This window comes from Vreelandella venusta (assembly GCF_007989605.1).
GTDB classification, from domain to species: Bacteria; Pseudomonadota; Gammaproteobacteria; order Pseudomonadales; family Halomonadaceae; genus Vreelandella; species Vreelandella venusta.
Genome location: NZ_BJUL01000003.1, coordinates 144,722 through 170,405, shown reverse-complemented (window position 1 = coordinate 170,405; position 25,684 = coordinate 144,722). Strand labels below are relative to the sequence as shown.

Genomic DNA, 25,684 nt, shown 5'->3' with positions numbered 1-25,684 from the left:
GTTACCAGAGCCAACTGCCAGGACGCGCTGGCGGTTCTCCCTTGCGCACTGCGAGCCAGCCAATAATACAGCGCACACCAAGCCACACGGCTAATAGTGGCCATAGCAATGTGCCTACTAACATCAAGCTAAGGGTAAAGGTGACGAAAAAATAGAGGCAGCCTATCCAAAAAGTCCGGATCAAATAGCGGTAGTGCGCTTGCAGCCACGGCGCGGCCTCTTTGTGATACACGTAAGCGATTATAACGCCAATCAACAGCGTAACATTGGCTGTTACTAGACCCGCTAAATAGAGTGCATAAATGATTTGTGGTGGGCGCGCTTCCTCATTGGGAATATAACGCTGGGTCATAGATTACCTCGTTACCCTTCAATAAAGCCGAAATTCTTTGGCGTTTGCCAGCCCTTGCTGTTGCTCTATTACTTTGCGATAGCGTTTGTATTCCCATTGATACTGCGTTGGATCAAGTGCAATTGACGCTTCTACGCTAGCGTTAACACCGCTGGCTGAGACTACATCATCGGCGCTGTAAACCTGCTCATCGGCGTCAAGGAAATGAATTTCAAATCCCTTGCCAGGCACCCGTAAGGCAACGCCAGTGACGACTCTTGCCTGAGTGCGGGCGACCAGTTTCGGTAGCAACGTTGCCGTATAGGCATCGCGCCCATAAAAAGGGGCGAATACACCGCTGCCCCAGTTAGGTTCTTGATCCGGCAAGATGCCAATAGCTTCGCTACGCTTAAGCGCTTTGAGAAGGGCAGCAACGCCTCTGGCGTTGGTGGGTACCAAGCTGGCTCCCATGCGCTCGCGGCCATGGCGAATAATGGGCTCAAGGTCGGCAATTTTGGGTGGCTCGTACATGGCGGTAAAAGGGAAGTGGCTGGAGAGCCAAAAATTAAGCACCTCCCAGTTACCAAAGTGTGGAGCAAGTACAATGACGCCGCGGCCTTCGGCACGTGCGCTGTCCAGCTTATCTCGGCCATGAACCGACAAAATGCTGGCTGCTACTTTTTCGGGCGCAGCCATCCACGCATGGCCAAGTTCCAGCATTGTCGCCGCCGAGTGGCGCAGGCTTTGTATGGCAAGGGTTTTGCGCTGGCTGGCAGTGGCTTCTGGGTTAACCACTGCCAGATTGATTTCCGTCACCTGGCGCTCTCGTTTGCTAAAGCGATAGACCAGCGGGCCTAACCGCACGGCGATACGCCATAGCGCGCCAAGTGGCCAGCGCGCCAGGAGCTTCCAAAGGGCTATGATGGCACGTGCTTGGAAACGTGATTTTTTAGACGGTGACTGCTCTGTCATAAGTTACAGGAACCAGCTATCAACGTTAGTTGGCGCACGCTTCTCCTGCAGACCCTTAAAGCCTTTCACACAGCGAACAATAAACCATACGGCCAGTGCCAGTAGCATGGGGATGCCAATCAGAATAAACGTTAGCAACGTGGCGATGCTGCCGTAGAGCAGCCCAATCCAAAACGTACGGATCTGGTAACGGTAGTGCTCATCTAGCCATTCAGGGCCTTTACCACGATAGACATAGGCGATAACGATACCGACCAACGAGGTGAACCCTACCAAAAAGCTTGCCAAATAAAGCGCGTAAATCACCATCGCCATGGTGGTATCCGGCTGTTCTGAGGAGGTACTGTCGTTGATTACTTCACCTTCTCTGTCGTTAATTACTTCACCTTCTAAAGGTGCTTTGTTGGCATCGTCGTGCATAACCGATCCTTTTTGCTATTCGCCATGAAACGTCCCTGAAGACGTCGCTTAAGCACGCTATGATAGCGCGGCTGGCGCGGCTTATCATTAGCGGGCAGCAGGTCGGCAAATTTCCAGCAAATTACCGTCTGGGTCGCGTAAGTAAATTGACTCAATTGGACCATTAGCACCTTGGCGAGCAACCGGGCCAAGCTCTACGTCAATCGCCAGCGCATCCAAATGCTGTTTGAACTCATCCAGCGGCAGCTGGCAGCGCAGGCATAAGTCCAGGCTGCCCGGGGTTGGGGTGGCAGAAACAGGCGCAATATCAGTATCGGTTTGATGCAAACGCAGTGCCGTGTCGCCTAGCATAAGATCTACCCGCTGTGCGTCTCGGTAGCGCACGTCTAACCCCAGCACACGAGAATAAAAATCCACGGCGCGACCCATATCAGTCACCGTAACAACAAGATGGTCAAAACCTGAGAGCATGCCACTTTCCTTAAAACAAACGTAAAACATGAGAATACGATGATGCGACGCTGTCCGCTATGCAATACGCCTGAACCGGCGCTTTATCACCAAGACCGTCGCCGCGATTACTACCAGTGTGCCACGTGCGCTTTGGTGTTTGTGCCTGCCGAGCAGCATTTAGGTTCGCATCAAGAAAAGGCAGAGTACGACCAGCATCAGAATTCGCCGCATGATACGGGATATCGGCATTTTTTGGGGCGTTTATTTGCCCCGTTAGTGGCGAAGCTACCACAAGATGCCCATGGGCTGGACTTTGGCTGTGGCCCGGGGCCTACGCTGTCGGTGATGTTTGAAGAGGCAGGGTTCTCGATGGCGGTTTACGATATTTTTTACGCCCCAGACGTTGAGGTATTCAACCGCCAGTATGACTTTATTACCGCCACCGAGGTGTTAGAGCACCTTGCGAGGCCTGGCGAAGAGCTTAGTCAACTGGTCGAGAAAATAGTCCCCGGGGGCTATCTTGGGGTCATGACAAAGCGTGTCAGTACTCCAGCAGCATTTGCCCGCTGGCACTATATAAACGACCCGACGCATGTGAGCTTTTTCAGCGAAGCAACGTTTTGTTGGATAGCCGAACGTTGGGGCATGGTGGTGGAGTTTCCCGCAGCGGATGTGGTGTTGCTCCGCCGCAGACCATTACCTTGATGATTCGGTGCCAGAATTGATGACTCATGCCATCTGGCCGATGGCCTTGCGAAAACGCGATAAAGAAAAAGCGAATAGAACGCTACCGATCAACAGCAGCAGTAGAAACTGCGGCCATACTACGTTTATCCCCGCACCTCGATAAAGGATTGCCTGGCCCAGTTCAACGAAATGAGTGGTTGGGGCGAGCAGCATGATGTGCTGGACAATTTCCGGCATGCTTTCGCGTGGCGTCGTACCCCCAGATAGCAGTTGCAGGGGCAGTAGTACCAGCACCATTAGCATGCCAAATTGTGGCATGTTGCGTGCAAGGGTGGCGAGAAAGATGCCCATAGAAGTGGTCGCGAAGAGGTGGAGCGCTGCCCCCACAGCGAACAGTGCCACCGAGCCTGCTATGGGTACCTGTAAAGCCCAGCTAACAACTAAATAGAGCGAAAGCAGTGCGGAGACCAGAACCACCAGGCCCATTGACCATATCTTGGCCAGCATAATTTCTGTCGGGGTGACTGGCATTGCCAGTAGATGCTCAATGGTGCCGTGCTCTCGTTCGCGTATCAATGCCGCGCCAGTGAGAATGATAGAGAGCATGGTAATGTTATCGATGATGGACATCAGCGATCCAAACCAGGCTTTTTCGAGCCCAGGATTGAAGCGCGCTCGCAGCACTAGGTCGACGGGTGGAGCGCTAGAGCTGCGGTAACGTTGAGTAAACGCGTTGATCTCGTCCATAACGATCTGCTGGATATAGCCATTGCCAGTGAACGCTTGGCTCATGCGTGTGGCATCGATATTGAGTTGAATCTGAGGGGCGTGACCAGCCAGTACGTTGCGCTGAAAGTCGGGTGGTATATTGAGGACGAAAGTGTACTGGCCTGCATCTAGCCCAGGGTCAATCTCATGAAGTGAGATCTTGTCTGGGGTAGCGAATTGGGGGGGATAGAACGCCGTGATGATACGAGATGACAGCGGCGAGTTATCTTCATCAACGATGGCGATGGGAGCCATGTGGAGACTTTCGGGCAACGCGGTCGCTTTGGTGTAGACCGAGATACTGCACACGTAGGCGATCAGAATTAGCATAATCGGGTCGCGGATCAGGCTCCATAGTTCCTTGACGCCCAGTCGGTAGATAGTCAGGACACTATGCATCTCAGCGCTCCTGATTTTTTAGCAGGAAAATAGACAGTCCCATGATCGTTGGTACCGCGATCAACAGTGGTATGAACAGGGCATAGAGGTCGCTAAGCCCCAGTGCTTTGCTGAACACACCGCGCGTGATGGTTAACATATGAGACGTGGGGTAGATGGTGCCAATGAAACGTCCCGCGCCTTCTAGTGAGCTGACCGGGTCGATCATTCCTGAGAATTGCACAGCGGGAATCAACGTGCCGATGATGGCGAAGAACATCGCTGCGATCTGACTGCGCGTCAACGTCGAAGCGAGCAATCCCATGCCCGTTGCGATAATGCTGTAGATCACTACTGCTAACAGCAGCGTCAGAAAGCTGCCTTTGATGGGCACATCAAATAGCGTGACCGCGAGTAATGCCATTAGCAGAAAATTGATGATAGCGAGAGCGATATAAGGCAACTGCTTGCCGACTAGGAATTCGCTACGGGTGACGGGTGTGACGTAGAGGTTGATGATCGACCCTAGCTCTTTTTCCCGCACGACGGCCAGCGCGGTCAGCATCGCCGGTAGCATCATTAACAGAAGCGGGATGACTGCGGGCACCATGGCTGGCAGGCTCTGAACATCCGGATTGTAGCGAAAGCGGGTTTCGACACTGGCTGCGGGGGCAGTGACATTAGTCGTGGCTTGCGCTGCTTGCTCGAGCAGCCACTGTCGATGAATGCCCTGCACGTAGCCGCGTGCGGTTTCAGCACGCTGGGGCATGGCACCATCAATCCAGGCGCCGATTTCAACCGGGCTTCCTCGCTTCACATCACGGCCAAAGCCAGGAGGGATTTCAATGGCCAGGGTGAGCTTGCCACTGCGCATGCGCTTGTCCATATCTGCGTAATCAATCAATGGCGGTTGCTCGATAAAGTAGCGGGAGCCGGCAAGATTCATCGCATAGCTATTGCTCAGGGTCGTCTGGTCGCGATCAAGGATGGCATAGCTGAGATCCTCTACGTCCAGGCTGATGCCGTAGCCAATGACTAACATTAGGATGAGTGAGCCAAGTAGGGCAAGAGTGCCGCGCACCGGATCGCGACGAAGCTCCAGCGATTCTCGCCAAGTGTAGCTAAGTAGACGCTGGAGACTAAAAGCGCTGTGTTTTACGTTGTTAGGCGCCGTGCTGGGCGATACTTTGGCCACTGGGGTGGGCGTTGGCTCAGGCGCTTCTTGGTTCTGTTCGTCGGCGCCTGCTTCGGTTAAATAGCCGATGAATGCCTCTTCCAGAGTCGCTGCTCCACGTTTTTTCACCAGTGCCGCAGGCGTATCGCTATCGAGCACTTGACCGGCATGCATCATCGACATGCGATCACAGCGCTCGGCTTCATTCATGAAATGGGTAGAAATGAATATGGTCACCCGGTCACGGCGCGCTAGTTCAATCATCAGCCGCCAAAAGTTGTCACGGGCAACGGGGTCAACCCCAGAAGTCGGCTCATCCAGGATCAGTAGTTCTGGCTTGTGGACCATGGCCACCGCCAGCGAAAGACGCTGACGGATGCCGAGTGGCAAACTCTCCGGCAGGCTGCCGCGTACCTCTTGTAGGTCGAAGCGTTTCACCATCTCATCCACGCGGGCGGCTATTTCGGCTTCAGCAACCTGGAAAAGCCGGGCGTGCAAGATAAGATTCTGCTCAACGGTTAGTTCGCCATACAGTGAGAACGCCTGGGACATGTAACCCACACGGCGGCGGGTATCGATATCGCGGGTATCCACCTGTTTGCCGAACAACCAGGCTTGGCCTTCACTGGCGGGCAACAGACCGGTAAGCATCTTCATGGTGGTTGATTTGCCACAACCATTGGAGCCAAGAAAACCGAAAATCTCGCCACGCCGGATCCGAAAGCTGACGTGGTCGACGGCGACAAAATCGCCAAAGCGCATAGTGAGATCCTTAGCCTCAATGGCGACTTCATCGTCATCTTGTGCCAACGGCGGAATATGCACGGGGGCATAGTCGCGTTTTTTCTCTTCCGGTAGCAGGGCGATAAAGGCAGCTTCCAGGGAGTTGCTGGCAGTACGCTCTAGCAATGCCGTTGGCGTTCCGGTAGCCAGAATTTTGCCGTCGTCCATGGCCACTAGCCAGTCGAAGCGTTGGGCTTCATCCATGTAAGCGGTTGCAACCATGACACTCATCTGCGGGCGTTGGCGACGTATACGTGCGATCAACTCCCAGAACTGGGCGCGAGCCAGCGGGTCGACGCCGGTGGTTGGTTCATCGAGAATCAATAAATCGGGTTCATGAATCAGCGCGCAGCATAGCCCCAGCTTCTGCTTCATGCCGCCGGAAAGTTTGCCTGCTGGGCGGTCGAGGAATCTGTGCAGTCCCGTACTACGGGTTAAATCGTCGATTCGGCGGCGTCGTTCGGCATGCTCATGGCCGAAGAGGCGGGCAAAGAACTGTAGGTTTTCCTCTACTGAAAGCGTCGGGTAGAGGTTCTTGCCCAACCCTTGGGGCATATAGGCAATGCGCGGGCAGATAGTGTCGCGATGACGCTTGTTGGCCATATTGCCGCCGAGCACTTCCACTTGCCCTTGTTGGATCGCGCGTGCCCCCGCAATAAGCGCTAACAGGCTGGACTTTCCAACGCCATCAGGCCCTATCAGCCCAACCATGCTGCCCGCAGGGATTTCTAGATCGATGCCCGCCAGGGCAATCTGCTTACCATAGTGCAGTTGGATGGCTGATAGTGTTACTACCGCTGGCGTAGGTGATGAGGGCGGTGTTGCTATCATTGTGGTACCCGAACAGCCAACTCAGCAGGCCACTCTGCGTCGGGGTCAAGCTTAACCCAGGCTTCCCCAGGGACACCGGTTTTAACTTGCTCAAGATGACGTTGTAGAAGGTCTCGATCAATCTGTGCTTTCACTCGGAACATTAATTTTTGTCGTTCCGAAGCGGTCTCTACCGTCTTAGGCGTAAATTGTGCCGTGCTGGCGACAAACGAGATGCGCGCAGGTATGACTAGGTCAGGTGCCGCATCCAGGATGATACGTGCCTCGCTGCCCAGCGCCACACGACCTGCTTGTTCGGCAGGCAAGAAGAACGTCATGTGTACGTCGCTAAGATCGACCAGGTTCAGCACTCGCCCTCCACCTGGAAGTACCTCGCCAGGCTGGGCAATACGGAATTGTACGCGCCCTGCACGAGGCGCAACTAACTGACTGTCGGTGATGTCTGCATCGATACGCGTGATGGTGGCTTCGGCGGCAGTAACCGCAGAGCGGGCGCCGGTCACCTGGGCGCGAGCCGCTGCGATGGCCGACTGTGCGGCATCCACCTGGGCGTTAGCGGCGGCAACGGCTGCTCGTGCACTATTGACCCGAGCGCGATCATCATCAAGTTCTTGTGCCGAAGCGGCTCCTTCCCGCGATAAGGTTTCCGAGCGAGCCAAGCGGCGTTGAGCCGCATCAAGTTCACTTTCACGCTGAGTCACGACGGCCTGAGCGGCAAGATGGTCGCTTTGCCGCAGGGCAACCTGCGCTTCCGCACTGAGTACGGCATTGAGTGCTTGTTGATACTGGGCTCTTGCCTCATCGCGTTGCGCCTCCAGCACCTGGATCTGCATGCGCGCCAGGGGTTGACCAACGGTGACAAACTCGCCTTCATCGACCAAGACTGCGTCAACGCGTCCAGGAAGCTTGGTAGCGATATCGATTTCAGTGGCCTCGATACGTCCATTACCGCTAGCGAAGCCTTCCCCGAGGCCTTCGTCGCGCAATTCAGTCCAGTAGTAATAGCCTCCAGCAGCAATAAGGATTACCCCGGCGGCAAGGATCAGTTTCTTAAGCGAAGAGTGCATATTGCTAGGCCCTAATGTCATTCAGCATGAGGTGAAGTGAGAGCGGAAGTGCTTGTCACAGTAGCTGATCCGCCGCCGAGCGCTGTGTATAAGGCCACTCGGGCTGACAGCAGTTGGCGGCGAACTGCTAGCCGCTGCTGCTCGGCGGAAAGCAAGTCGCGCTGTGCATCCAGAACTTCTAGGTAGGGCACCGCACCGTTTTCATAGCGCAGCATGGCTAAGCGGGCACGCTCGCGCTGTACTGCTAACATGTCATTGGCAGTTTCTACTTGCTCAGCTAGCCAGTGGTTAGCAGCCAAAGCATCGGCAACATCACGGAAGGCTTGCTGGATGACTTGCTCATACTCGACTATGGCTTGTTCGTGGCGTAACTCGGCCAGCGTCAGGTTGGCTTTTCGGCGACCGCTATCAAAAATGGGCAGTGACAGGGTGGGGGAAAAATTCCATGCCTGGCTATCAGTTCCAAGCAGACCGTTCAAGTCAGCACTCGCCGTGCCCAAACTGCCTGTCAGCGCGATACGCGGGAAGAAAGCCGCGCGCGCAGCGCCAATATTAGCGTTAGTAGAACGCAGTAGGTGCTCGGCGGCGCGAATGTCGGGGCGGCGGGTCATTAGCTCCGATGGCAGCCCCGGCGCGAGAGGGGGCAGAGTATCATCTGCTACTTTATTCCCGTCACTTGTTACCTTTTCGATAGGTGAACCAACTAATAGCGCCAAGGCGTTGGCTTGCTGAGCATGGGCTTGCTCCAACTGGGCACCTAATGCCTTGGCCTGCTGCAGCAACATTTCAACTTGGGTGAGTTCCAGTGGTGACGTTGCGCCTACTTCGACGCGCCGAGTAAATATCCGCAGTGACTCTTGCCGACTGTCGATGGTGCGGCGGGCTAGGTCCAAGCGCGCATCAAGTTCCTGAAGACGAAAATAGCTGTCGGCAACTTGAGCGATTAGGCTGATTTCGGTGGCACGCCGCGCCTCGTCGGTGGCTAGGTACTGCTCGAGGGCAGCCTCATTAAGGCTGCGTATTCTCCCCCAGAAATCTAGTTCCCAGCTGCTAAAGCCGACGCCCGCCTGGAACTGGTTGCCAATCCGCGTACGTCCGCTAGGACTCAGATCAGAGGGTGTGCGTGAACGCTCACCAGCAGCTTGCACGCCAAGTGTGGGTAGCAACTCTGCATGTTGAATACCATAGGCTGCACGTGCTTGCTCAACGCGCAATAAAGCACTGCGCAAATCATAATTAGTGGTCAGTGCCTGTTCAATCAGCGCTTGTAGCCTGGTGTCGGTGAAGTAGCTGCGCCAAGCAATATCAGCATCAGCAGCCGTTGTTGGCATGCGCTCATCTGGGTAAACATCGGGCAATGTTGCTGCTGGCACCGAGTGAGGGGGGGCCAGCGAGGTGCAGCCAGACAGGCTCAGGACTAGCAGCATGATCGCTAAATATGCCACCTTGTCTTGTTGCTTAGGGGCGCAGCGATATTTCATGCGAATGACCGCAGGTAAGGGAGCGAACGTATTGGGCATCTGATTGGCCATGGCAAATAGAAAGGAGACCTCTCCGTGTCAAATGTGTCGATACAATGCATGTGTCTCAGCCTGGAAGGCGTCAGTATGGCAATGTTTGTTCTAGCATTTGTTGATGTAGGGCAAGGGGGCTAATGACGCAGCCACCGCATTCAATATCGACTGCTTTCTGGTGAGTTGCAAATGCGCTTCTCACTATTGCGGATTACACTGGCAATGGGGAGCGAAAAAAACTGGTGAAACCCACGGAACGAGTGTAGATTCGCCGCCCGATTCTGCGGTTGGAGTTTTCTCCAGCCATGTGTTAGCCCTGAAGGGGGCTTTTATTCTGTGAGGCAAGAAGCGATATGTCGCGGCAACTGCTAGCCATGGCGTTAGCGCCCTTATTAGGGCTGTTTATTCTTGGGATTGGCAATGGCTTTCTTGCCACGCTGATCTCTGTGCGGCTAGACGCTGCGGGTGAGTCGGCAACGGTGATAGGTATTGTCTCCTCGGCTTACTTTATTGGCTTAGCGCTTGGCGCGCTATTTAATGACCGACTGTTGCTGCGCATAGGTCACATCCGTGCTTATGGTAGCTTTGCCTCATTGGTCGCTGTCACTGTGCTGTTGCAAGGGCTGTTTTTCGACCCTTGGGCATGGTTTGCGCTGCGTTTAATTGGCGGCTGGGCCACCGTGGGCGTTTACTTAGTGATTGAGAGTTGGTTGCTGACCTCCGGCGAGCAAAAAGTACGTGGTCGGTTGCTGGCGATGTATATGATCTCGCTGTATGCCGCGGGTGTGATTGGGCAGTTGCTGTTAGGTGTCACCAGTGCCATGGGGGTGACTGCCCCCTTTATGGTGATTGGCCTATTGGCATCGTTATCGGTGTTACCCATGGCCATGATTCCGCGGGTGTCGCCTATTATGGAACACGCTGAGCCGCTACCGCCGCACCGCTTGATTACGATGACGCCAACAGGGGTAATGGGGAGTTTAGGGTCTGGCATGGTGGTGGCTGCCGCCTACACCTTGCTGCCATTGTATTTGCAGCGCATTGGTATGAGCGTCAACCAGGTGGGGCAAATGATGGCCGTCGTGATTCTTGGCGCCATGCTGCTTCAGTACCCGATTGGACGCTGGTCTGACCGTCACGACCGGCAAATTGTATTGATCGCCATCAGCGCTTTCTGTGTGGTGATTTCCGCGGCCATGATATGGCTTCCGATGTCGACCCCCTTACTGGCGGCGCTACTGTTTTTGCTCGGCGGCGGTGTTTTTGCGCTTTATCCGGTGGCGGTTAGCCATGCTGCCGACCGTGCTCCGGCGGGGGCGCTGGTACGCATGAGCCAGGGCCTGCTATTGATCAACTCTATTGGGGCTACCATCAGCCCGCTAATGATTTCTCCAGTAATGACCGCGGCGGGCGATGCGGGATTGTTCTGGGCGTTTGGCTCGCTGAGCCTGTTTTTTGTTGTCTTTTTCAGCTGGCGACGCAGTGTGCGGCCTGCGCCAGTTCCTGTGGCTCCCTTTACGCCGACAACGCCGATGACCGCAGCAGGTGCCGAGCTAGTGGTTACTGAGGAGCTGATGCAAGGCGCGCTCGAGCATGAGCACCTGGAAGACCTTTCCGATGTTGTGCCTGACGTGGATGCTGTTGAACCCATCGTTGGCCCACCCTCAGAAGATCAAACCCATATCGTTTATTACGATGATGTGGAAACAGAGGCGCGTCGATAACCCGTGCTGGGCGTGGGTGAAACGTAGCTAAAAACGTAGCTAAAAACGTAGCCAAAAACGCCGCTAGCGGACTGGCGTTAATTCAGCAGGTGAGACCTTGGGCTAATGGTGTGATGAAAGTAGTGAAACTACTATTCGTGATAGTGTTTTTACTAATTGCTATTTATCACCGATTTTCTCTGAGGTTTCGCCATGAATTATTATGCCGCGCCGGTACGCGATTTACGTTTTGTACTCGAAGAGCTACTCGCGCACCGCTCGCTTGCACTGCCTGGCTTCGAAGAAGCCACGCCCGACTTGGTCGAGGCGGTGCTGGAAGAGGCAGCAAAACTTGCCGGCGATGTGTGGGGGCCGCTAAATAGCGTCGGTGACCGACAAGGTGCTAAGCGCCACACCGATGGCAGTGTCACCACCTCAGAGGGTTTCGCTGCGGCCTATCAAGCGTATGTAGAAGGCGGCTGGAACGGCATTGGTGTTTCGGAAGCGTTAGGCGGACAAAACCTACCTGAAGTGGTCGCCAGCGCTGTTCAAGAAATGCTTCACGGTGCCAATATGGCTTTGGGTCTTTGCCCCATGTTGACGGCAGGTGCAATCGAAGCTCTGGCGCATCATGGCAGTGAAACGCTAAAAACAACCTATCTCCCCAAGCTCGTTGAAGGTACCTGGACAGGTACCATGAACCTAACAGAGCCTCAGGCAGGCTCCGACCTGTCTAAAGTACGTACCAAAGCCATCCCCGAAGGCGACCATTACCGCATTAGCGGCCAAAAAATCTATATCACCTGGGGCGAGCACGACGCCGCCGAAAATATCATTCACCTTGTGCTGGCGCGAAAACCTGATGCGCCTGAAGGCAACAAGGGCATTTCGCTGTTCCTAGTGCCGAAGTTCCTGGTTAACGCAGATGGCTCGTTAGGCGAGCGCAACGACGTCACCTGCGCCTCTATCGAGCATAAACTGGGCATCCATGGTTCGCCTACCTGCACCTTAAGCTTTGGCGAAAACGACGGCGCTATTGGATATCTGGTGGGTGAAGAGGGACGCGGTCTTAACCACATGTTCACCATGATGAACGAAGCGCGCCACAAAGTGGGTATTCAAGGTATCGGGGTGGCTGAGCGTGCTTGCCAGCATGCGTTTGCTTACGCCCTGGATCGCACTCAGGGGCGAGCGCCTAAATCTCGTGGTGGTAACGAATGTACGATCAGCGATCACTTAGATGTGCGCCGGATGCTGCTCTCAATGCGCGCCCGCACCGATGCCCTTCGTGCTCTGGCGCTTTACTGCGCAGGCCAGCTTGACCTTGCTCGGCACAGTGAAAGCGACAGCGAGCGCCAAACTGCCCAAGCATGCGCCGATGTACTGATCCCTATCGTCAAAAGCTTTTCGACCGACCAAGCCGTGGATATCGCTTCAATGGGTATTCAGGTGCATGGCGGCATGGGGTATGTGGAAGAAACAGGCGCTGCCCAGCTACTTAGAGATGCACGAATCGCGCCTATCTATGAAGGCACTAACGGCATTCAGGCCCTCGATTTGGCGGGACGTAAGCTACAGCGTGATGGTGGTGCCGCGTTATCTGCGTTAATTGATGAAGTGCAAAAAACCGCTGAGATAATGCGTTCAGAGCCTAGCCTTGCGGGGATGGGCAGTGCGCTAGCGGCCGGTGCCGATGACCTGCGTGCCGCCATGCAACTTGTGCTTGAGCAAGGCCGTGACCCGGAAACAGGCCCAGATGCAGTGCAGGCCTATGCAACGCCGTTGCTCAACCTAGCGGGCCATGTGCTATGCGCTTGGCAAATGGGCAACGCCGCACTCCACGCGACCAACGCGCTGCAAAAAGGCAGCGATGAGCCGTTTTATCGCGTCAAGCTGTCCAGCGCTAACTTTGTTATCACCCAGTGGCTGCCTGCTGGCCGCGCGCAACGCGCGGTTATCGAAGCGGGTATGCAGTGCCTGAGCGATTTCGAATTAACGCCATAAACCACTGTAAGGCCTAAGTGCTTTAACCACTCATTTCCGCCGGCCGTTGGGTCGGCGGCTTACGTTAAGACGCAATGAAACGGTCGTTTTAAAACGTCTCGTTGTGCTTAACCGCGCCAGTGCGCCTATGCGTATTGTTGCGCTGACTCTTTTTCCCGGTTCACAACAACATTAATGACTCAAACCAAGGAGTACTTCATGCAACTTAAGCACCGCCAGCACGGCGAAGAGCAGCCATATTGGCCCTTAGGGCCGTTTAAAGTGCGGCTCCCCTTTGTCCATTATCGCTGGGAAATGGCAGAGATGGTTCAAGGACTCATCATGTTTGTCGTTAGCTTGGCGATGATTCCGCTTTTAGAGCAGTACCTTGGTTTACCTTATGATGTGGCCTTGGCTTATGTGGTGGTGTGCGGCGTCGGCTTTATGCTTCCTGCGCTGTTAGGCGTGCCCATGGTGCCTGGTTGGATTACCCCTGCGGTACCGGTGGTGTTAGCTTTCCTAGGGGATTTTGAGCCAGGTCCAGAGGCTATTCAGGCGCTGTTTGCGCTTCAATTCTTGGTCTTTTTAATCTTCTTAATTTTAGGAGTCACTGGGCTGGGCCGTAAGCTGGTTCACTTGGTGCCCAACTCCCTCCAGGCAGGCATTATTATCGGTGCCGGTATTGCGGCTATTACTGGTGAAATACAGCAGGGCGGGCGCTTAGCAGAGACTCCGATATCATTAATCGCGGGTATGTTAATTGCCATATTTATGCTGTTTTCGGTGGCCTTTAAGCGCTGGGTAGAAGATCACGCGATCATTCGTAAAATTGCCAACTACGGCATGGTGCCAGGCATGATTATTGCGATCCTGGTGGCTTGGGCGATTGGTGAGTACCCGCGTCCTACGATTGAGTGGGGAATTACCCAGCCGAACTTCACCGAAGTGTGGAACTATCTACCCTTTACGGTCGGCTTTCCTAGCGCTGATGTCTTTATGCTGGCCATACCCACCGCGGTGATCGCCTACGTCATCGCATTCGGTGATATTGTCGTCGGGCGTACCTTGATGTCCCGTGTTGACCATATTCGTAGCGATGAAAAAATCGACTACAGCACGGACCGTATCCACCATGTCACCGCTATTCGTAACGGCATGCATGCTTTCTTTGCTCCCTATCCTGGTTTAGCGGGCCCGATCTGGACGGCTGTAACGGCCACCATGGCAGAGCGCTATAAAAATGGCCGCCATGCGATGGAATCGATTTATAGCGGCGGTGGTACTTTCTGGATTACCGGTTTTATTGCGCTGTTCACCTTGCCATTGGTCAGTATGTTTCAGCCGGTGCTGCCCATTGCGCTCTCGCTTACACTGCTGCTGACTGGCTATATTTGCTTAATGGTAGGTATTGAGCAGACTAAAACCACAGCCGAACGTGGCGTTGCAGGCACGATGGCCGTTGTACTGGCGGTATACGGTGCTGGATGGGGGTTAGCGGCAGGGGTTGTGCTGTACGTATTAGTACAAAAAACAAATATGTTCGGGCGTGAGCCTTCGGCTATCCAAAGCGTAGAAGAGCAAGATCAGCGCTAACGATAAAGATGATCAACACCAAAACGATCAACATAAAAGGTGATTTATGAACGCATCCATTTTTGAGCAGGGCATGCCGCCCACAGTTGCTAACCATGTACCACTCTCTCCATTGACGTTTATTGAGCGTACGGCGTCGGTATATCCCGATTACCCAGCGGTAGTGCATGGCACAACACGCCGCACCTGGGCAGAAACCTGGACCCGCTGTCGCCAATTGGCATCGGCGCTTGAAAAACGCGGCCTACAGCCCGGTCAAACGGTGGCGGCGATGTTGCCTAATATTCCGGCGATGTTTGAAGCCCACTTTGGGGTGCCTCTGGCTGGTTGCGTGCTCAATACCTTGAATATTCGCCTGGATGCCGAAGCTATCAGTTATATGCTGGCCCATGGTGAAGCAAAAGCCGTTCTTGTTGATCCTGAATTTGCACCGCTGATCAACGAAGCCGTTGCCTTGTTAGACGATAAGCCGCTGATTATTGATGTTTTTGATCTGGAGTTTTTAGGCGAAACTCAAGGCATTGGTGAGGTTGAGTATGAAGCATTGCTCGCCGAAGGTGATGCCGACTATGCCTACAAACTGCCTGAAGATGAGTGGCAAGCTATTTCGCTGAACTACACCTCGGGCACCACGGGCAAGCCTAAAGGGGTGGTTTACCATCACCGTGGCGCCTACTTAAACGCGGTCAGCAATATCTTAGAGTGGGCTATGCCGCACCATCCGGTCTACCTCTGGACCCTGCCGATGTTCCACTGCAACGGCTGGTGTTTCCCGTGGACGATTGCCGCTAACGCCGGTGTTAGCGTGTGTCTGCGCAAAGTAGATCCAAAGCGGATTAACGACCTGATTGTGGATGAAAAGGTAACGCACTTCAGCGGGGCGCCGATTGTACTGAACGGCCTTGTCAACCTGCCTGCTGATCAGAAGCGAGAGTTTGATCATCCCGTTAAAGTGACCACGGCGGGTGCCGCGCCGCCTGCATCAGTGATTGCTGGTGTCGAGAAACTTGGGATTGAAGTGACTCATGTGTACGGGTTAACCGAAGTTTATGGTCCGGTGACGGTGTGCGCTTGGCGTGAGTCGTGGAATGAACTGCCGTTGGAAGCCCGTGCCAAAATCAAAGCGCGCCAAGGGGTGCGTTACCACATGCTTGAAGCGCTTTGCGTCGCCGACCCGTTGACCCTTGAGCCCGTCGCGAAAGATGGCGAGACCATCGGTGAAATTTTGATGCGCGGCAACAACGTAATGAAGGGCTATCTGAAGAATGCCGAAGCTACTGAGGAAGCCTTGGCAGGTGGGTGGTATCACACTGGCGATCTCGCAGTTTGGCACGCGGATGGCTACATCGAAATTAAAGACCGCTCTAAAGACATTATCATTTCTGGCGGTGAGAATATCTCCACTATCGAAGTAGAAGATGCCATTTATAGCCACCCAGCGGTAGAGGAAGCCGCCGTTGTGGCCAAGCCCGATGAAAAGTGGGGCGAGACTCCATGCGCGTTTGTTAAATTAAAAATCGGTTATGGTGAAATTACCGAAGCCGACATTATTGCTCATTGTCGAGAGCACTTAGCGAACTTCAAAGTACCGAAGACCATCATTTTTAGCGAACTGCCAAAAACGTCAACGGGCAAAATTCAAAAATTTGTTTTGCGCGAAGAAGCGAAACAGAAATGATTCAGGGGATACAGAACGATGAGTGAACAACCAATCGGTGTAGTGGGAGCAGGCACCATGGGGCAGGGGATCGCTCAGGTCGTCGCTGCCAGTGGTTTTACGGTTCGTCTCTTTGATGTCGCTGATGAGCAGCTTACCCGTGCTCAGAAAAGTATTGATAAAGGCCTTGGCAAACTGGTTGAGAAACAGAAAATCAGCGAGTCAGCTAAGCAGGAAGCGCTGGCGCGGCTTTCCACGACCACTGATCTCGAAGCGTTGAGTGATTGCGGCATTATTATTGAAGCTGCACCCGAGCAACCCGCGCTGAAAGAAAAGTTGTTTCGTGATCTGAGCCATTTAAGCAGCGATGCTATTCTTGCCTCTAATACCTCATCACTCTCGCTAACGCGGCTGGCTGCTGTGTGTGAGCGGCCCGAACGGGTAGTGGGTATGCACTTTTTCAACCCAGTGCCGGTGCTCAAGTTAGTGGAAGTGATTCGTGCTGAGCAGACTTCTGATACCACCGTTGAGCGCATCGAAGCGTTGGCAAAAGCGCTGGGTAAAACGGCGGTACCGGTTGGTGATGCGCCAGGCTTTGCGGTTAATCGCTTGTTGGTGCCGATGATTAACGAAGCCGCCTTTATTGTTCAAGAAGGGGCTGCAACACCAGAGGCCATCGACGAAGCGATGAAGCTCGGCGCTGCCCATCCCATGGGACCATTAGCGCTGGCGGACTTGATTGGTCTTGATGTTTGTTTGGCGATTATGAACGTATTGCAGGAAGGCTTTGGCGATCCTAAATATCGCCCCTGTCCGTTGCTGAAGCGTATGGTGGATGCTGGGTATCTAGGACGCAAGAGCGGTCGCGGCTTCCATATATACGAGTAAGCACGCGAAAGCCATCAGGTCAGTCAAGCGCGACAAAAGAAGTGATTGCCTACCAACCAAGCGTTCGCTAGGGTTGGTAGGTGTTCACTTTAAATGCGTAATAACAATTAAGGAGCCTGTATGAGCGATGCAGTGATTGAAAAAGTTGATAACGATGGTGTGGTACGCCTAACGATTAATCGTCCTAAGGCATTGAATGCGCTGAACAGTGATGTGCTTAGCGCCTTAGAAGCTACGCTTGTGGAGCTTGAAGCGCATCCACGGTTACGCGCTGTCATCATTACCGGTGCCGGTGAAAAGTCGTTTGTTGCCGGTGCTGATATCACCGAAATGCGTGCCAAAACGCCAGAAGAAGCGCGTGCTTTCGCTACCCAGGCGCTGCGAACTATCAAGCGCTTAGAAACATTGCCCGTGCCGGTGGTCGCGCTGGTGAACGGGTTTTGCCTTGGCGGCGGCTGCGAATTGGCGTTGGCCTGCGACTGGGCGGTAGCTAGCGACAACGCTATCTTTGGCCAGCCAGAAGTGCTGCTAGGTGTGATTCCTGGCTTTGGCGGCACCCAGCGTTTGCCGCGTCGTGTTGGCCCTGCTATGGCGATTGATCTGGTAACCACTGGCCGCAAAATCGATGCTCAGGAAGCGTTACGCATTGGGCTAGTCAACCGCGTTATGCCCCAGGCTGAGCTGGAAAGTTATGTAGAAGAGCTCACCAAGCAGCTTAAAGGCAATGGCCCGCTGTCAGTACGTGGCGCGAAGCAAGCCGTTCACGATGGGCTAGATCAAGACCTTGATAGCGCTTTGGCGCTGGAAACCAGCCTATTTGCGCTCTGTTTTGCTGGTGAAGAGCAGAAAGAGGGCATGGGCGCTTTCGTTGAGAAGCGCAAACCCAACTTCTAAGCGTTCACTTATTCACTTTTACTTCTTTAGGGGGTGGCGCATGCGCTACCCCCGTTTTATTCTCAGGCTTACTATCTTAGTTCTGTTTGGAGTGACCACAATGCAATGGGCCGCGTTTATCCTCGCCGCGCTTGGTTTTGCTTACCTACCCGGGCCTGCGATGTTGTACACCGCAGCGCAAACCCTGGGGCGAGGCCGACGAGCAGGCTGGTTAGCGGTTATCGGTGTGCATATTGGTTGTTATGTCCACGTAATTGCTGCCGCGTTAGGCTTAGCGCTACTGTTTGCGGCTATTCCGCCAGCTTACATAGCGATGAAGGTCATCGGTGGGCTGTATCTGCTCTGGATGGGGCTGCGTCTCTGGAAGCAGGGCATTCGCTCTCATGGTGACGAAGTTCCGCTGGCGACCACTAAGCGCGTACTGCGTGACAGCTTTCTGGTCGAAGTGCTCAACCCTAAGACGGCGCTCTTCTTTGTGGCTTTTCTACCTCAATTTGTCCAGCCTGACAGTGCCATGCCGGTGGCATGGCAGCTGCTTTGGCTGGGTATCGCTACCAATGCGTTGTTCTCTTCGGCAGATGTCATGGTGGTGCTGCTGGCTAGCCCACTGCGGGAGTGGCTACAAAAGTCCCACGGTTCCTCTCGATTGATTCAACGCATCGGCGGTGGCGTATTAATGGGATTAGGAAGTAATACCCTAGCTCAAGCGGCGCGTTAAGCGCGGCTGCCGGTTAATGTCCTGTGCAAGGAGCGCTGCATGTTTGACCTGTATATTGCCAACAAAAATTACTCGTCTTGGTCGCTGCGCCCTTGGGTGCTAATGAAGGCGCTGAATATTCCCTTCAATGAACACGTCATGCCGTTTGAAGGCGGTATTGGTGAGAGCTACGCCACCTTTAGGCGTTTTTCACCTTCAGGCTTGGTGCCCTGTTTGGTAGATCCGGATAACGAAGTGGCGGCATGGGATTCATTAGCTATTGTTGAGTATCTGGCTGAAACGTACCCGGCTGTGTGGCCCGTAGACAAAGCGGCACGCGCCTGGGCGCGTTGTGCCAGTGCTGAAATGCATAGTGGTTTTAGTGCACTGCGCAATGAGTGCTCAATGAATTGTGGCGTGCGTGTTGCGCTAAAAGAGCGTTCAGTAGGCTTAAACAGCAGTTTGGCACGACTAGACTCGCTATGGCATGAAGGCCTTGCACGCTTTGGAGGTCCCTTTTTGGCTGGGGAGCAGCTGTCTGCTGTTGATGCGTTTTACGCCCCCGTTGCGTTTCGGGTGCAGACGTATAGTCTGCCGCTGAGCGAAGCATCACAGGCTTATGTTCAGCATCTGCTTGCCCATCCGGCGATGGAGGAGTGGTACCAAGCCGCACTGGCAGAAACCTGGCGTGAGCCCATGCATGAGCAGGATACGATTAAAAACGCCGCCTTATTAAACGATTACCGAGCGGTATGACGCCCCTGTCGCCCCTGTGTTGCGATAAATCCGCTACACTGGCGCAAATTTTAGATGGATATTTCCAATGGCGTTGAGTGCTACCCCTTACAAAGTTGATGTCAACCTGACCGACCTTGATCGCAATGTCTATGAGACGCTGCGTTTTACCGTGGCTCGACACCCTTCTGAAACCGAAGATCGGATGTGCGCACGGTTAATCGCCTACCTATTGTGGTATAGCGAAGCGCTTGCTTTTGGCCGTGGCCTTTCCGATGTGGACGAACCAGCTTTGTGGGAAAAAAGCTTGGATGGCCGTGTGTTGCACTGGATAGAAGTAGGTTTACCCGATGCCGAGCGTATGACGTGGTGCTCACGCCGTGCTGAGCGGGTGTCTCTATTAGCTTATGGGCGAGTAGACCTGTGGGAAAATAAAGTGCTACCGGCGGTGGCGTCGCTTAAAAATGTACATGTGGCGGGGCTACCGCAAGAGGCACTGGCGACTATCGCAGAGGGTCTGCCACGCTCGATTAACTGGGCAGTGATGATTAGCGATGGCTCGCTGTTCATTACCGATGAGAATGGCCAGCATGAAGTAACGCCCCAATGGCTTCTCAGGGATCGCTAGAGAGTTCAAAACTAGCTAGTGGCCATATATGAAATGGCGGCGCTTTTCACGACAGGATGTTGTGACAGGCATTGAGTTAGCAGGGTAGATAGCAAGAAAGTACGCTTGCTATCTATTCGTGCGATTACATACAATCATTCATGTTTGTTAATAATTGGTTGCTCTTGCTTTCCCCAACACTCAAGGATTGAGCCATGAATAATACCTCTCCTCTAGGCAGGAAGGCGCTGCTGCTTATGTTACCGTTAAGCCTAATGCCCTCCTTGGGCGTGGCTAGCGACAGTTCTCTGTCGGCCAAATTTGAAAACGATGGTTTTGCCAGCAGCGATGACGGCCACTTTACCAGTGGTTTCGAGCTTAACTGGACCTTCACGCCGCAAGAAACAAGTTGGCTACAGCGCCTTGCGACAGCACTGCCCGATAGCCTTATTGGCCAGGCGGACAGGGCGTCTTATCGTTTGGTTCACCAGATTTATACGCCGAACAATATCGAGCGCCGTGCGTTGATCGACGATGATCGCCCCTACGCAGGTCTTGTCTACGGTGGGCTATCGCTCTATGAAGACGTGGCAATGGGGCACTGGACGCAAGCGACCGATTTACATCTCGATATCGGACTCGTGGGGCCATCCTCCCTTGCTGACAGTATTCAGCGCGAAGTACACCGTGTCACCGATAGCGACCGCCCCCGAGGCTGGAAAAATCAGTTGGGCGATGAGGCGTTAGTGAATGCAACCGTTCGTCGCCAATGGTGGAATGACCTACCGTTTGCAGGTAAACAACTCTCCCACGGCCCCAGCTTAGGCGCAGCGCTAGGCAACTTGTATACCTATGCCAGTGCAGGCTATAGCGTACGTTGGGGGGACGATGCCGAAGGCATTCCTACGCTGACACCCAACCCGGGTAGTCGTCATCTAATGAGTGGTCATCGTGGCTGGCAGTGGTATCTGTTTGCGAATGTAGAAGGCTATTACATGGCGCAGAACCTAACACTTGATGGTAATACATTCAGAGATAGCCACTCTGTTGACCGCGAAGAGTGGGTAGCAGAAGCCTCTGCTGGGCTTGCTATGGCCTGGGAAGACTGGCAAATAACATATGCTGCTGTTCAGCGTACCCGTGAGTTTGATGGACAAGATGAGCAGGACAAATTCGGGGCGGTTACGTTAACGAAACGCTTTTAGTAACACTACATGCGAAGGGGGCGGTATGGCCAATAAGTATCCACATACGCCAGATGGCCGCTATTTTGTAGCAAAAAACCAGCTATGGCGCTGTACCGACCCACGCTTGAGCGATGACGAAAAACGAACCCATATAAAGGCACTGATGAAAGCCCGCCGAGCGGTGCGCAGTGCTCAACAACTTAACGATGAACTAGCGCTGCGCCAAGCACGCGAGGCGGTGCAATCTGCCAAGGAGCTGCTGGGGGAGCGCGGCCCGGTATGGTGGCAAGACGGCACCCCCGATGAAAGTGGTCTTGCCCCTCACAATAGCTCGTATGCAGAGTGGTGGGGTGAGCGCTCCTAAGGCGCGCGCATTCAAACCTGAACGGTGTTAGCGGCTTTTTGCTAAACGATTAAAAATTATAAATTTATAGCCATGGCGGCAATTTGTCATTCACGCTTACACAAGTGGGTGGTAGTCTGCGGCAGTTTGTTTCTTAACACTTAAGGACGCACCGTGAATATTAAGGCGAATCTCTCTATTCTAGATATTATTGGCCACTTGCTGATTTGGGTGGTGCTAACGATTATTACTTTCGGGATTGCACTGTTTTTCTTCCCCTACTCGTTTTCACGCTTTGTGATTAACCGTACTTCAGTGGTGGATACAGCAACAGGCGTAGAACGTAAAATGGTCTGTGATATCAATATTTTTAGCAATATTGGTCATATCGTTTTGTGGATGATTATCTCAGTTTTGACGCTTGGGCTTGGGTATATTTTTTATTTCTATCGTGTTTGGAATTACGCACTGAATAACTCTCGCGTCCAGTAACTAGAAGAAGTGCTGCTTTCAAAGGCTTTTGCCGCTCAGCGGCTCAATCGTTAGGTAGATGAAAGCCTAGTGTCTGCCAGTTCTTGCCTCCGCTAGGATTGCTAGAGCTGGGTTCACAAGGCTTTATTTTGAGCGCTTTGCTGGTGAGTGAAGGTGCCCCTGTAGTGCTGAGTCTGGATGATTGGTGTGAACGGTTAGTATAAACAGTCAGTGTGGGTGCTTAATAAGCACCTTAACCAATCGCCGTACAATAGGCGATACTAGGTTAATTACCGGTAGAGCAACTGCAAAAGCAAAGAGCCATGCTTTCAACCAAACAAAGGCAATGCCTTCAATGAAGCCGACATTGTAGAGCGTAATCACCAGCGACATAATGCACGACATAAACAGTGCCATTAAGAAAGAAAATATCAGCTGGGCGTATTTTGGATCAAACATGGACTGCCTCTGTCGGACACGCTATGAATAATGAACTAAAAATCGGTAGTGAAGCATGGTAAGTCGCCATCCTTAGCGATCGTTAGCCAATGCGGCCGCCTTAACGGTTCACAGTTGTCCTGGGTTTAACGTTTATCTTCGGTCTTGTGATCAAAATCACTGGCATCGTGACGTTCGTGGAGCTGCTCGCTAGGTTCTCCCCAGGTGCGGTTAACCATTCGGCCACGTTGAACGGCAGGACGTGCATCAATCTCATCGGTCCAGCGTAAGACGTTCTGATAGGTATGGGCGTCTAAAAACTCAGCCGCTTCATACACGCGGTTTTTTACCAGCGCACCATACCAGGGGTGAATCGCCATATCCGCGATGGTGTACTCATCACCCGCCATAAAGCGATTCTCTGCTAAGTGGCGATCCAGTACATCCAACTGACGTTTCACTTCCATGGTATAGCGATCAATCGGGTACTGGTATTTTTCTGGTGCGTAAGCATAAAAGTGACCAAAACCGCCACCCAGCATGGGCGCACTGCCCATTTGCCAAAATAACCAGGATAGGCACTCGGTTCGCTTCGCCGGGTCGTTGGGTAAGAACGCAGCAAATTTCTCAGCTAAATAAAGCAGAATCGCACCTGACTCAAAGACCCGCTGAGGCGGGGTAGTGCTGTAATCCATTAGCGCTGGAATCTTAGAGTTAGGATTTACCTCAACAAAGCCGCTGCCAAACTGATCACCTTCGCCAATTTGTATCAGGTGAGCATCGTATTCTGCTTGTTTAATACCCTGCTCCAGCAGTTCTTCAAGCATTACAGTGACTTTGACACCGTTAGGGGTTGCAAGAGAGTAAAGCTGCAGCGGATGCTTACCCACGGGTAGTACTTTCTCGTGGGTCGCACCAGCAACGGGGCGATTGATGTTAGCGAATTTTCCGCCGTTACCAGGTTCCCATTTCCAAACCCGCGGTGGCGTATAGGTCGTGTTGTCGCTCATGATGTCCTCGCTATTCCTACAATAAAAAAGGGCGGTGCAGCGACTCACCCGAAATGTTGCGGCTACTAAGGCGTTATGGGGCCTTAAAACGTGGGTACAAGGATAGTGGGTTGTTAGTCTGATAATAAATAGTTATTTACCATGGAGAAATGTTATGCGGACTATTGGCGTATTAGGCGGTATGAGCTGGGAGTCGACACAAAGCTATTATCAGGCGCTAAACCAAGGGGTTAATCAGGCGCTGGGCGGTTTTCACTCAGCGCAGATTGTGATGATAAGTGTTGATTTTGCTGAAATAGAAACCTTGCAGCAGCAGGGCGATTGGCAAACTGCAGGCCAGTTACTCGCCAGTGCAGCCAAACGTATTGAAGCGGCTGGGGCAGAGTGTTTGTTGCTGGCCACCAATACCATGCACAACGTCGCACCTGCGATTGAAGCCGCTATTCAGATTCCTTTTTTGCACATCGCCGATGCTACCGGGGAAAAATGTCAGAGTGATGGCGTGACTCGGGTTGGGTTGATCGGCACCCGTTTCACGATGGAGCAGGACTTTTACAAGGCGCGCTTAAAAGAGCGCTTTGGGATTGATGTCGTCATTCCTAATGAGCAAGAGCGTGCCGAGGTGCACCAAGTTATTTTCGACGAGCTATGCCATGGCCATATCCACGCTTCATCGCGTGAGCGTTATCTGGATATTATGACGTCGCTACACCAGCAGGGCGCCGAGGCGATCATTCTAGGCTGTACCGAGATAGCGCTGTTGGTTGAGCAGCAACACACCCAGATAGCGCTTTATGACACCACCGCCCTGCACGCAAGCAAAGCGGTGGCCTGGGCGCTAGGTAATTAAACCAGCGTCAGTGTGACATCGATATTTCCGCGGGTAGCGTTGGAGTAGGGGCACACAATATGGGCTTTGTCGACCAGTGCTTGGGCAACGTCTTTTTCCAAACCTGGCAAGCTAATTTTCAGCTCAACTTCAATGCCGAAGCCGGTAGGAATGGCGCCAATACCCACACTGCCATCAATCTGAGTGTCGTCGGACAGTTTAATTTTTTCCTGGCTGGCGACGTGCTTAAGTGCGCCCAGAAAGCAAGCAGAGTAGCCTGCCGCAAATAGCTGTTCGGGGTTAGTACCTTCACCGCCTGCGCCACCTAGTTCCTTGGGTGTGCTGAGCTTAACATCAAGCGCACCGTCAGAAGATTTGGCATGGCCCTCGCGGCCGCCAGTGGCGTGAGCATGTGCGCGGTAAGCAACAGTTTCAATAGACATGGATTATTTCCTAGACCTGATTGTTGTGGACGATTGTTGTGGACCGGGTTGTTATGAACCTGGCTGATATAAACCTAGCTGTTGTGCATCAAACGAGTGCTTTGGAGATTAATTTAGTGCAGCTTTATTTTGTGCGCAAGTAAATTGGTGGGGAAATTTACTACCCAGCCACCGCCTTCAGCAGGTTACTTGACCTTAAGTAGGTTTTCGCGCAGTTGGACTAAATCCTCTTTCAGTTGGTTGAGTGCTTCAACCGACGTTTCGCTGGCGTTGACGACACAGCTGGGAATGTGGCGCGCCTGTTCACGAAGCGAGCGGCCTTTATCGGTCAGGAATAACTCGACGACACGTTCATCTTGCAGGCTACGCTGCCGAATAAGTAGTTGATCACTTTCAAGCCGCTTTAGCAGTGGTGTTAACGAGCCTGGATCGGTAAGCAAGCGCTTGCTTAGAGTACCTACTGTTAGGCCGTCTTCTTGCCACAGTACCAGCATAGCAAGGTATTGCGGGTAAGTGAGCCCCAGCTCTTTGAGCAGAGGTTTATAAACTTTGGTCATCATCAGTGATGTTGAATACAGCGCAAAGCAGAGCTGGTGATCTAGCTCTAATTCGCTACAAGGGTCTAGCGCTGGCATGTCGACTCCAGGACAGGGTGCATAACGCGTAATGTAGCGCGCGGGGAAGGGAGTAGCTATCCCTAGACGTTGGTCGTAAGTGGGACGTTTTGTTTTGACACCGAGTGCTGCGATAGCTAGCCTTCGTTTATCGAATGTTACCGGTAACAATTTGTTGGAGCATAAACTGCAAACCTAGTGCCCGATACGATTC

The 25,684-nt window shown here is 53.3% G+C and carries 26 protein-coding genes; 14 read left to right on the top strand and 12 right to left on the bottom strand.

Annotated features, from left to right (window positions below):
* Position 1 precedes the first annotated feature (1 nt).
* The 4 genes from HVE01_RS04655 to HVE01_RS04640 form a co-directional block, all read right to left on the bottom strand.
* A complete protein-coding gene (locus HVE01_RS04655; protein ID WP_125746246.1) occupies positions 2 to 352 on the bottom strand; it encodes a DUF4870 family protein in 351 nt (116 codons plus the stop codon).
* An 18-nt stretch (positions 353 to 370) separates the two neighbouring features.
* The gene (locus HVE01_RS04650) at positions 371 to 1,303 is read right to left on the bottom strand and encodes a lysophospholipid acyltransferase family protein (RefSeq protein WP_146942683.1); all 933 of its coding nucleotides are present in this window, start codon (positions 1,301 to 1,303) and stop codon (positions 371 to 373) included.
* Between the two features lie 3 nt (positions 1,304 to 1,306).
* Entirely contained in the window at positions 1,307 to 1,723 is a 417-nt protein-coding gene (locus tag HVE01_RS04645) for a DUF4870 family protein (protein WP_125746250.1), read from the bottom strand.
* An 87-nt stretch (positions 1,724 to 1,810) separates the two neighbouring features.
* On the bottom strand, positions 1,811 to 2,194 hold the full coding sequence (locus HVE01_RS04640) for a VOC family protein (protein WP_125746252.1): 384 nt from the start codon (positions 2,192 to 2,194) through the stop codon (positions 1,811 to 1,813).
* Between the two features lie 39 nt (positions 2,195 to 2,233).
* Between HVE01_RS04640 and HVE01_RS04635 the strand changes: the two genes are divergently transcribed.
* A complete protein-coding gene (locus tag HVE01_RS04635) occupies positions 2,234 to 2,881 on the top strand; it encodes a class I SAM-dependent methyltransferase (RefSeq protein WP_146942681.1) in 648 nt (215 codons plus the stop codon).
* Positions 2,882 to 2,905: 24 nt separating this feature from the next.
* Here HVE01_RS04635 and HVE01_RS04630 read toward each other — a convergent pair whose 3' ends face one another.
* From HVE01_RS04630 to HVE01_RS04615, 4 genes are read right to left on the bottom strand one after another with little or no spacing between them, the layout of a single operon-like run.
* On the bottom strand, positions 2,906 to 4,030 hold the full coding sequence (locus tag HVE01_RS04630; protein ID WP_089038822.1) for an ABC transporter permease: 1,125 nt from the start codon (positions 4,028 to 4,030) through the stop codon (positions 2,906 to 2,908).
* Position 4,031: 1 nt separating this feature from the next.
* A complete protein-coding gene (gene rbbA / locus HVE01_RS04625) occupies positions 4,032 to 6,797 on the bottom strand; it encodes a ribosome-associated ATPase/putative transporter RbbA (protein ID WP_146942679.1) in 2,766 nt (921 codons plus the stop codon).
* Entirely contained in the window at positions 6,794 to 7,864 is a 1,071-nt protein-coding gene (locus HVE01_RS04620) for an HlyD family secretion protein (protein WP_146942677.1), read from the bottom strand. Before HVE01_RS04620 ends, rbbA begins: the two co-directional genes overlap by 4 nt.
* Positions 7,865 to 7,881: 17 nt before the next feature.
* The gene (locus tag HVE01_RS04615; protein ID WP_146942675.1) at positions 7,882 to 9,384 is read right to left on the bottom strand and encodes an efflux transporter outer membrane subunit; all 1,503 of its coding nucleotides are present in this window, start codon (positions 9,382 to 9,384) and stop codon (positions 7,882 to 7,884) included.
* A gap of 347 nt (positions 9,385 to 9,731) precedes the next feature.
* On the opposite strand from HVE01_RS04615, the gene HVE01_RS04610 reads away from it, so the two are divergent.
* From HVE01_RS04610 to HVE01_RS04555, 12 genes are all read left to right on the top strand, one after another.
* Positions 9,732 to 11,102: an MFS transporter gene (locus HVE01_RS04610; RefSeq protein WP_146942673.1), complete on the top strand. Its 1,371-nt coding sequence runs from the start codon at positions 9,732 to 9,734 to the stop codon at positions 11,100 to 11,102.
* 192 nt (positions 11,103 to 11,294) lie between these two features.
* Complete coding sequence (locus tag HVE01_RS04605) at positions 11,295 to 13,085, top strand: acyl-CoA dehydrogenase (RefSeq protein WP_146942671.1); 1,791 nt, start codon at positions 11,295 to 11,297, stop codon at positions 13,083 to 13,085.
* Between the two features lie 198 nt (positions 13,086 to 13,283).
* Positions 13,284 to 14,657: a solute carrier family 23 protein gene (locus HVE01_RS04600; protein WP_146942670.1), complete on the top strand. Its 1,374-nt coding sequence runs from the start codon at positions 13,284 to 13,286 to the stop codon at positions 14,655 to 14,657.
* A gap of 46 nt (positions 14,658 to 14,703) precedes the next feature.
* Positions 14,704 to 16,335 (top strand): acyl-CoA synthetase, encoded by a 1,632-nt coding sequence (locus HVE01_RS04595; protein ID WP_125746266.1) that lies wholly within the window; start codon positions 14,704 to 14,706, stop codon positions 16,333 to 16,335.
* 18 nt (positions 16,336 to 16,353) lie between these two features.
* Entirely contained in the window at positions 16,354 to 17,202 is an 849-nt protein-coding gene (locus HVE01_RS04590) for a 3-hydroxybutyryl-CoA dehydrogenase (RefSeq protein ID WP_146942668.1), read from the top strand.
* Between the two features lie 120 nt (positions 17,203 to 17,322).
* Complete coding sequence (locus tag HVE01_RS04585) at positions 17,323 to 18,096, top strand: enoyl-CoA hydratase/isomerase family protein (protein ID WP_125746270.1); 774 nt, start codon at positions 17,323 to 17,325, stop codon at positions 18,094 to 18,096.
* A 100-nt stretch (positions 18,097 to 18,196) separates the two neighbouring features.
* Positions 18,197 to 18,814, top strand: a complete 618-nt coding sequence (locus HVE01_RS04580; protein WP_125746272.1) for a LysE family translocator — start codon at positions 18,197 to 18,199, stop codon at positions 18,812 to 18,814.
* Between the two features lie 39 nt (positions 18,815 to 18,853).
* Positions 18,854 to 19,549 (top strand): glutathione S-transferase family protein, encoded by a 696-nt coding sequence (locus tag HVE01_RS04575; protein ID WP_146942666.1) that lies wholly within the window; start codon positions 18,854 to 18,856, stop codon positions 19,547 to 19,549.
* A gap of 67 nt (positions 19,550 to 19,616) precedes the next feature.
* Positions 19,617 to 20,156: a YaeQ family protein gene (locus tag HVE01_RS04570; protein ID WP_125746276.1), complete on the top strand. Its 540-nt coding sequence runs from the start codon at positions 19,617 to 19,619 to the stop codon at positions 20,154 to 20,156.
* 194 nt (positions 20,157 to 20,350) lie between these two features.
* On the top strand, positions 20,351 to 21,340 hold the full coding sequence (locus HVE01_RS04565) for a lipid A deacylase LpxR family protein (RefSeq protein ID WP_125746278.1): 990 nt from the start codon (positions 20,351 to 20,353) through the stop codon (positions 21,338 to 21,340).
* A 25-nt stretch (positions 21,341 to 21,365) separates the two neighbouring features.
* Positions 21,366 to 21,686: a hypothetical protein gene (locus HVE01_RS04560; protein ID WP_125746280.1), complete on the top strand. Its 321-nt coding sequence runs from the start codon at positions 21,366 to 21,368 to the stop codon at positions 21,684 to 21,686.
* 153 nt (positions 21,687 to 21,839) lie between these two features.
* The gene (locus tag HVE01_RS04555; RefSeq protein WP_125746282.1) at positions 21,840 to 22,157 is read left to right on the top strand and encodes a DUF6693 family protein; all 318 of its coding nucleotides are present in this window, start codon (positions 21,840 to 21,842) and stop codon (positions 22,155 to 22,157) included.
* Positions 22,158 to 22,364: 207 nt separating this feature from the next.
* Here the strand turns inward: HVE01_RS04555 and HVE01_RS04550 are convergent, their stop codons facing one another.
* Both HVE01_RS04550 and yghU read right to left on the bottom strand, forming a co-directional pair.
* Positions 22,365 to 22,595: a DUF2798 domain-containing protein gene (locus tag HVE01_RS04550; RefSeq protein ID WP_038482296.1), complete on the bottom strand. Its 231-nt coding sequence runs from the start codon at positions 22,593 to 22,595 to the stop codon at positions 22,365 to 22,367.
* A 125-nt stretch (positions 22,596 to 22,720) separates the two neighbouring features.
* On the bottom strand, positions 22,721 to 23,584 hold the full coding sequence (gene yghU, locus HVE01_RS04545) for a glutathione-dependent disulfide-bond oxidoreductase (RefSeq protein WP_146942664.1): 864 nt from the start codon (positions 23,582 to 23,584) through the stop codon (positions 22,721 to 22,723).
* Between the two features lie 154 nt (positions 23,585 to 23,738).
* Between yghU and HVE01_RS04540 the strand changes: the two genes are divergently transcribed.
* The gene (locus HVE01_RS04540; protein ID WP_146942662.1) at positions 23,739 to 24,434 is read left to right on the top strand and encodes an aspartate/glutamate racemase family protein; all 696 of its coding nucleotides are present in this window, start codon (positions 23,739 to 23,741) and stop codon (positions 24,432 to 24,434) included.
* Here the strand turns inward: HVE01_RS04540 and HVE01_RS04535 are convergent.
* Both HVE01_RS04535 and HVE01_RS04530 read right to left on the bottom strand, forming a co-directional pair.
* The gene (locus HVE01_RS04535; protein ID WP_125746288.1) at positions 24,431 to 24,856 is read right to left on the bottom strand and encodes an organic hydroperoxide resistance protein; all 426 of its coding nucleotides are present in this window, start codon (positions 24,854 to 24,856) and stop codon (positions 24,431 to 24,433) included. The genes HVE01_RS04540 and HVE01_RS04535 overlap by 4 nt on opposite strands.
* A 185-nt stretch (positions 24,857 to 25,041) precedes the next feature.
* Positions 25,042 to 25,491, bottom strand: coding sequence for a MarR family winged helix-turn-helix transcriptional regulator (locus HVE01_RS04530; protein ID WP_125746290.1), 450 nt, complete (start codon positions 25,489 to 25,491; stop codon positions 25,042 to 25,044).
* Positions 25,492 to 25,684: the final 193 nt, after the last annotated feature.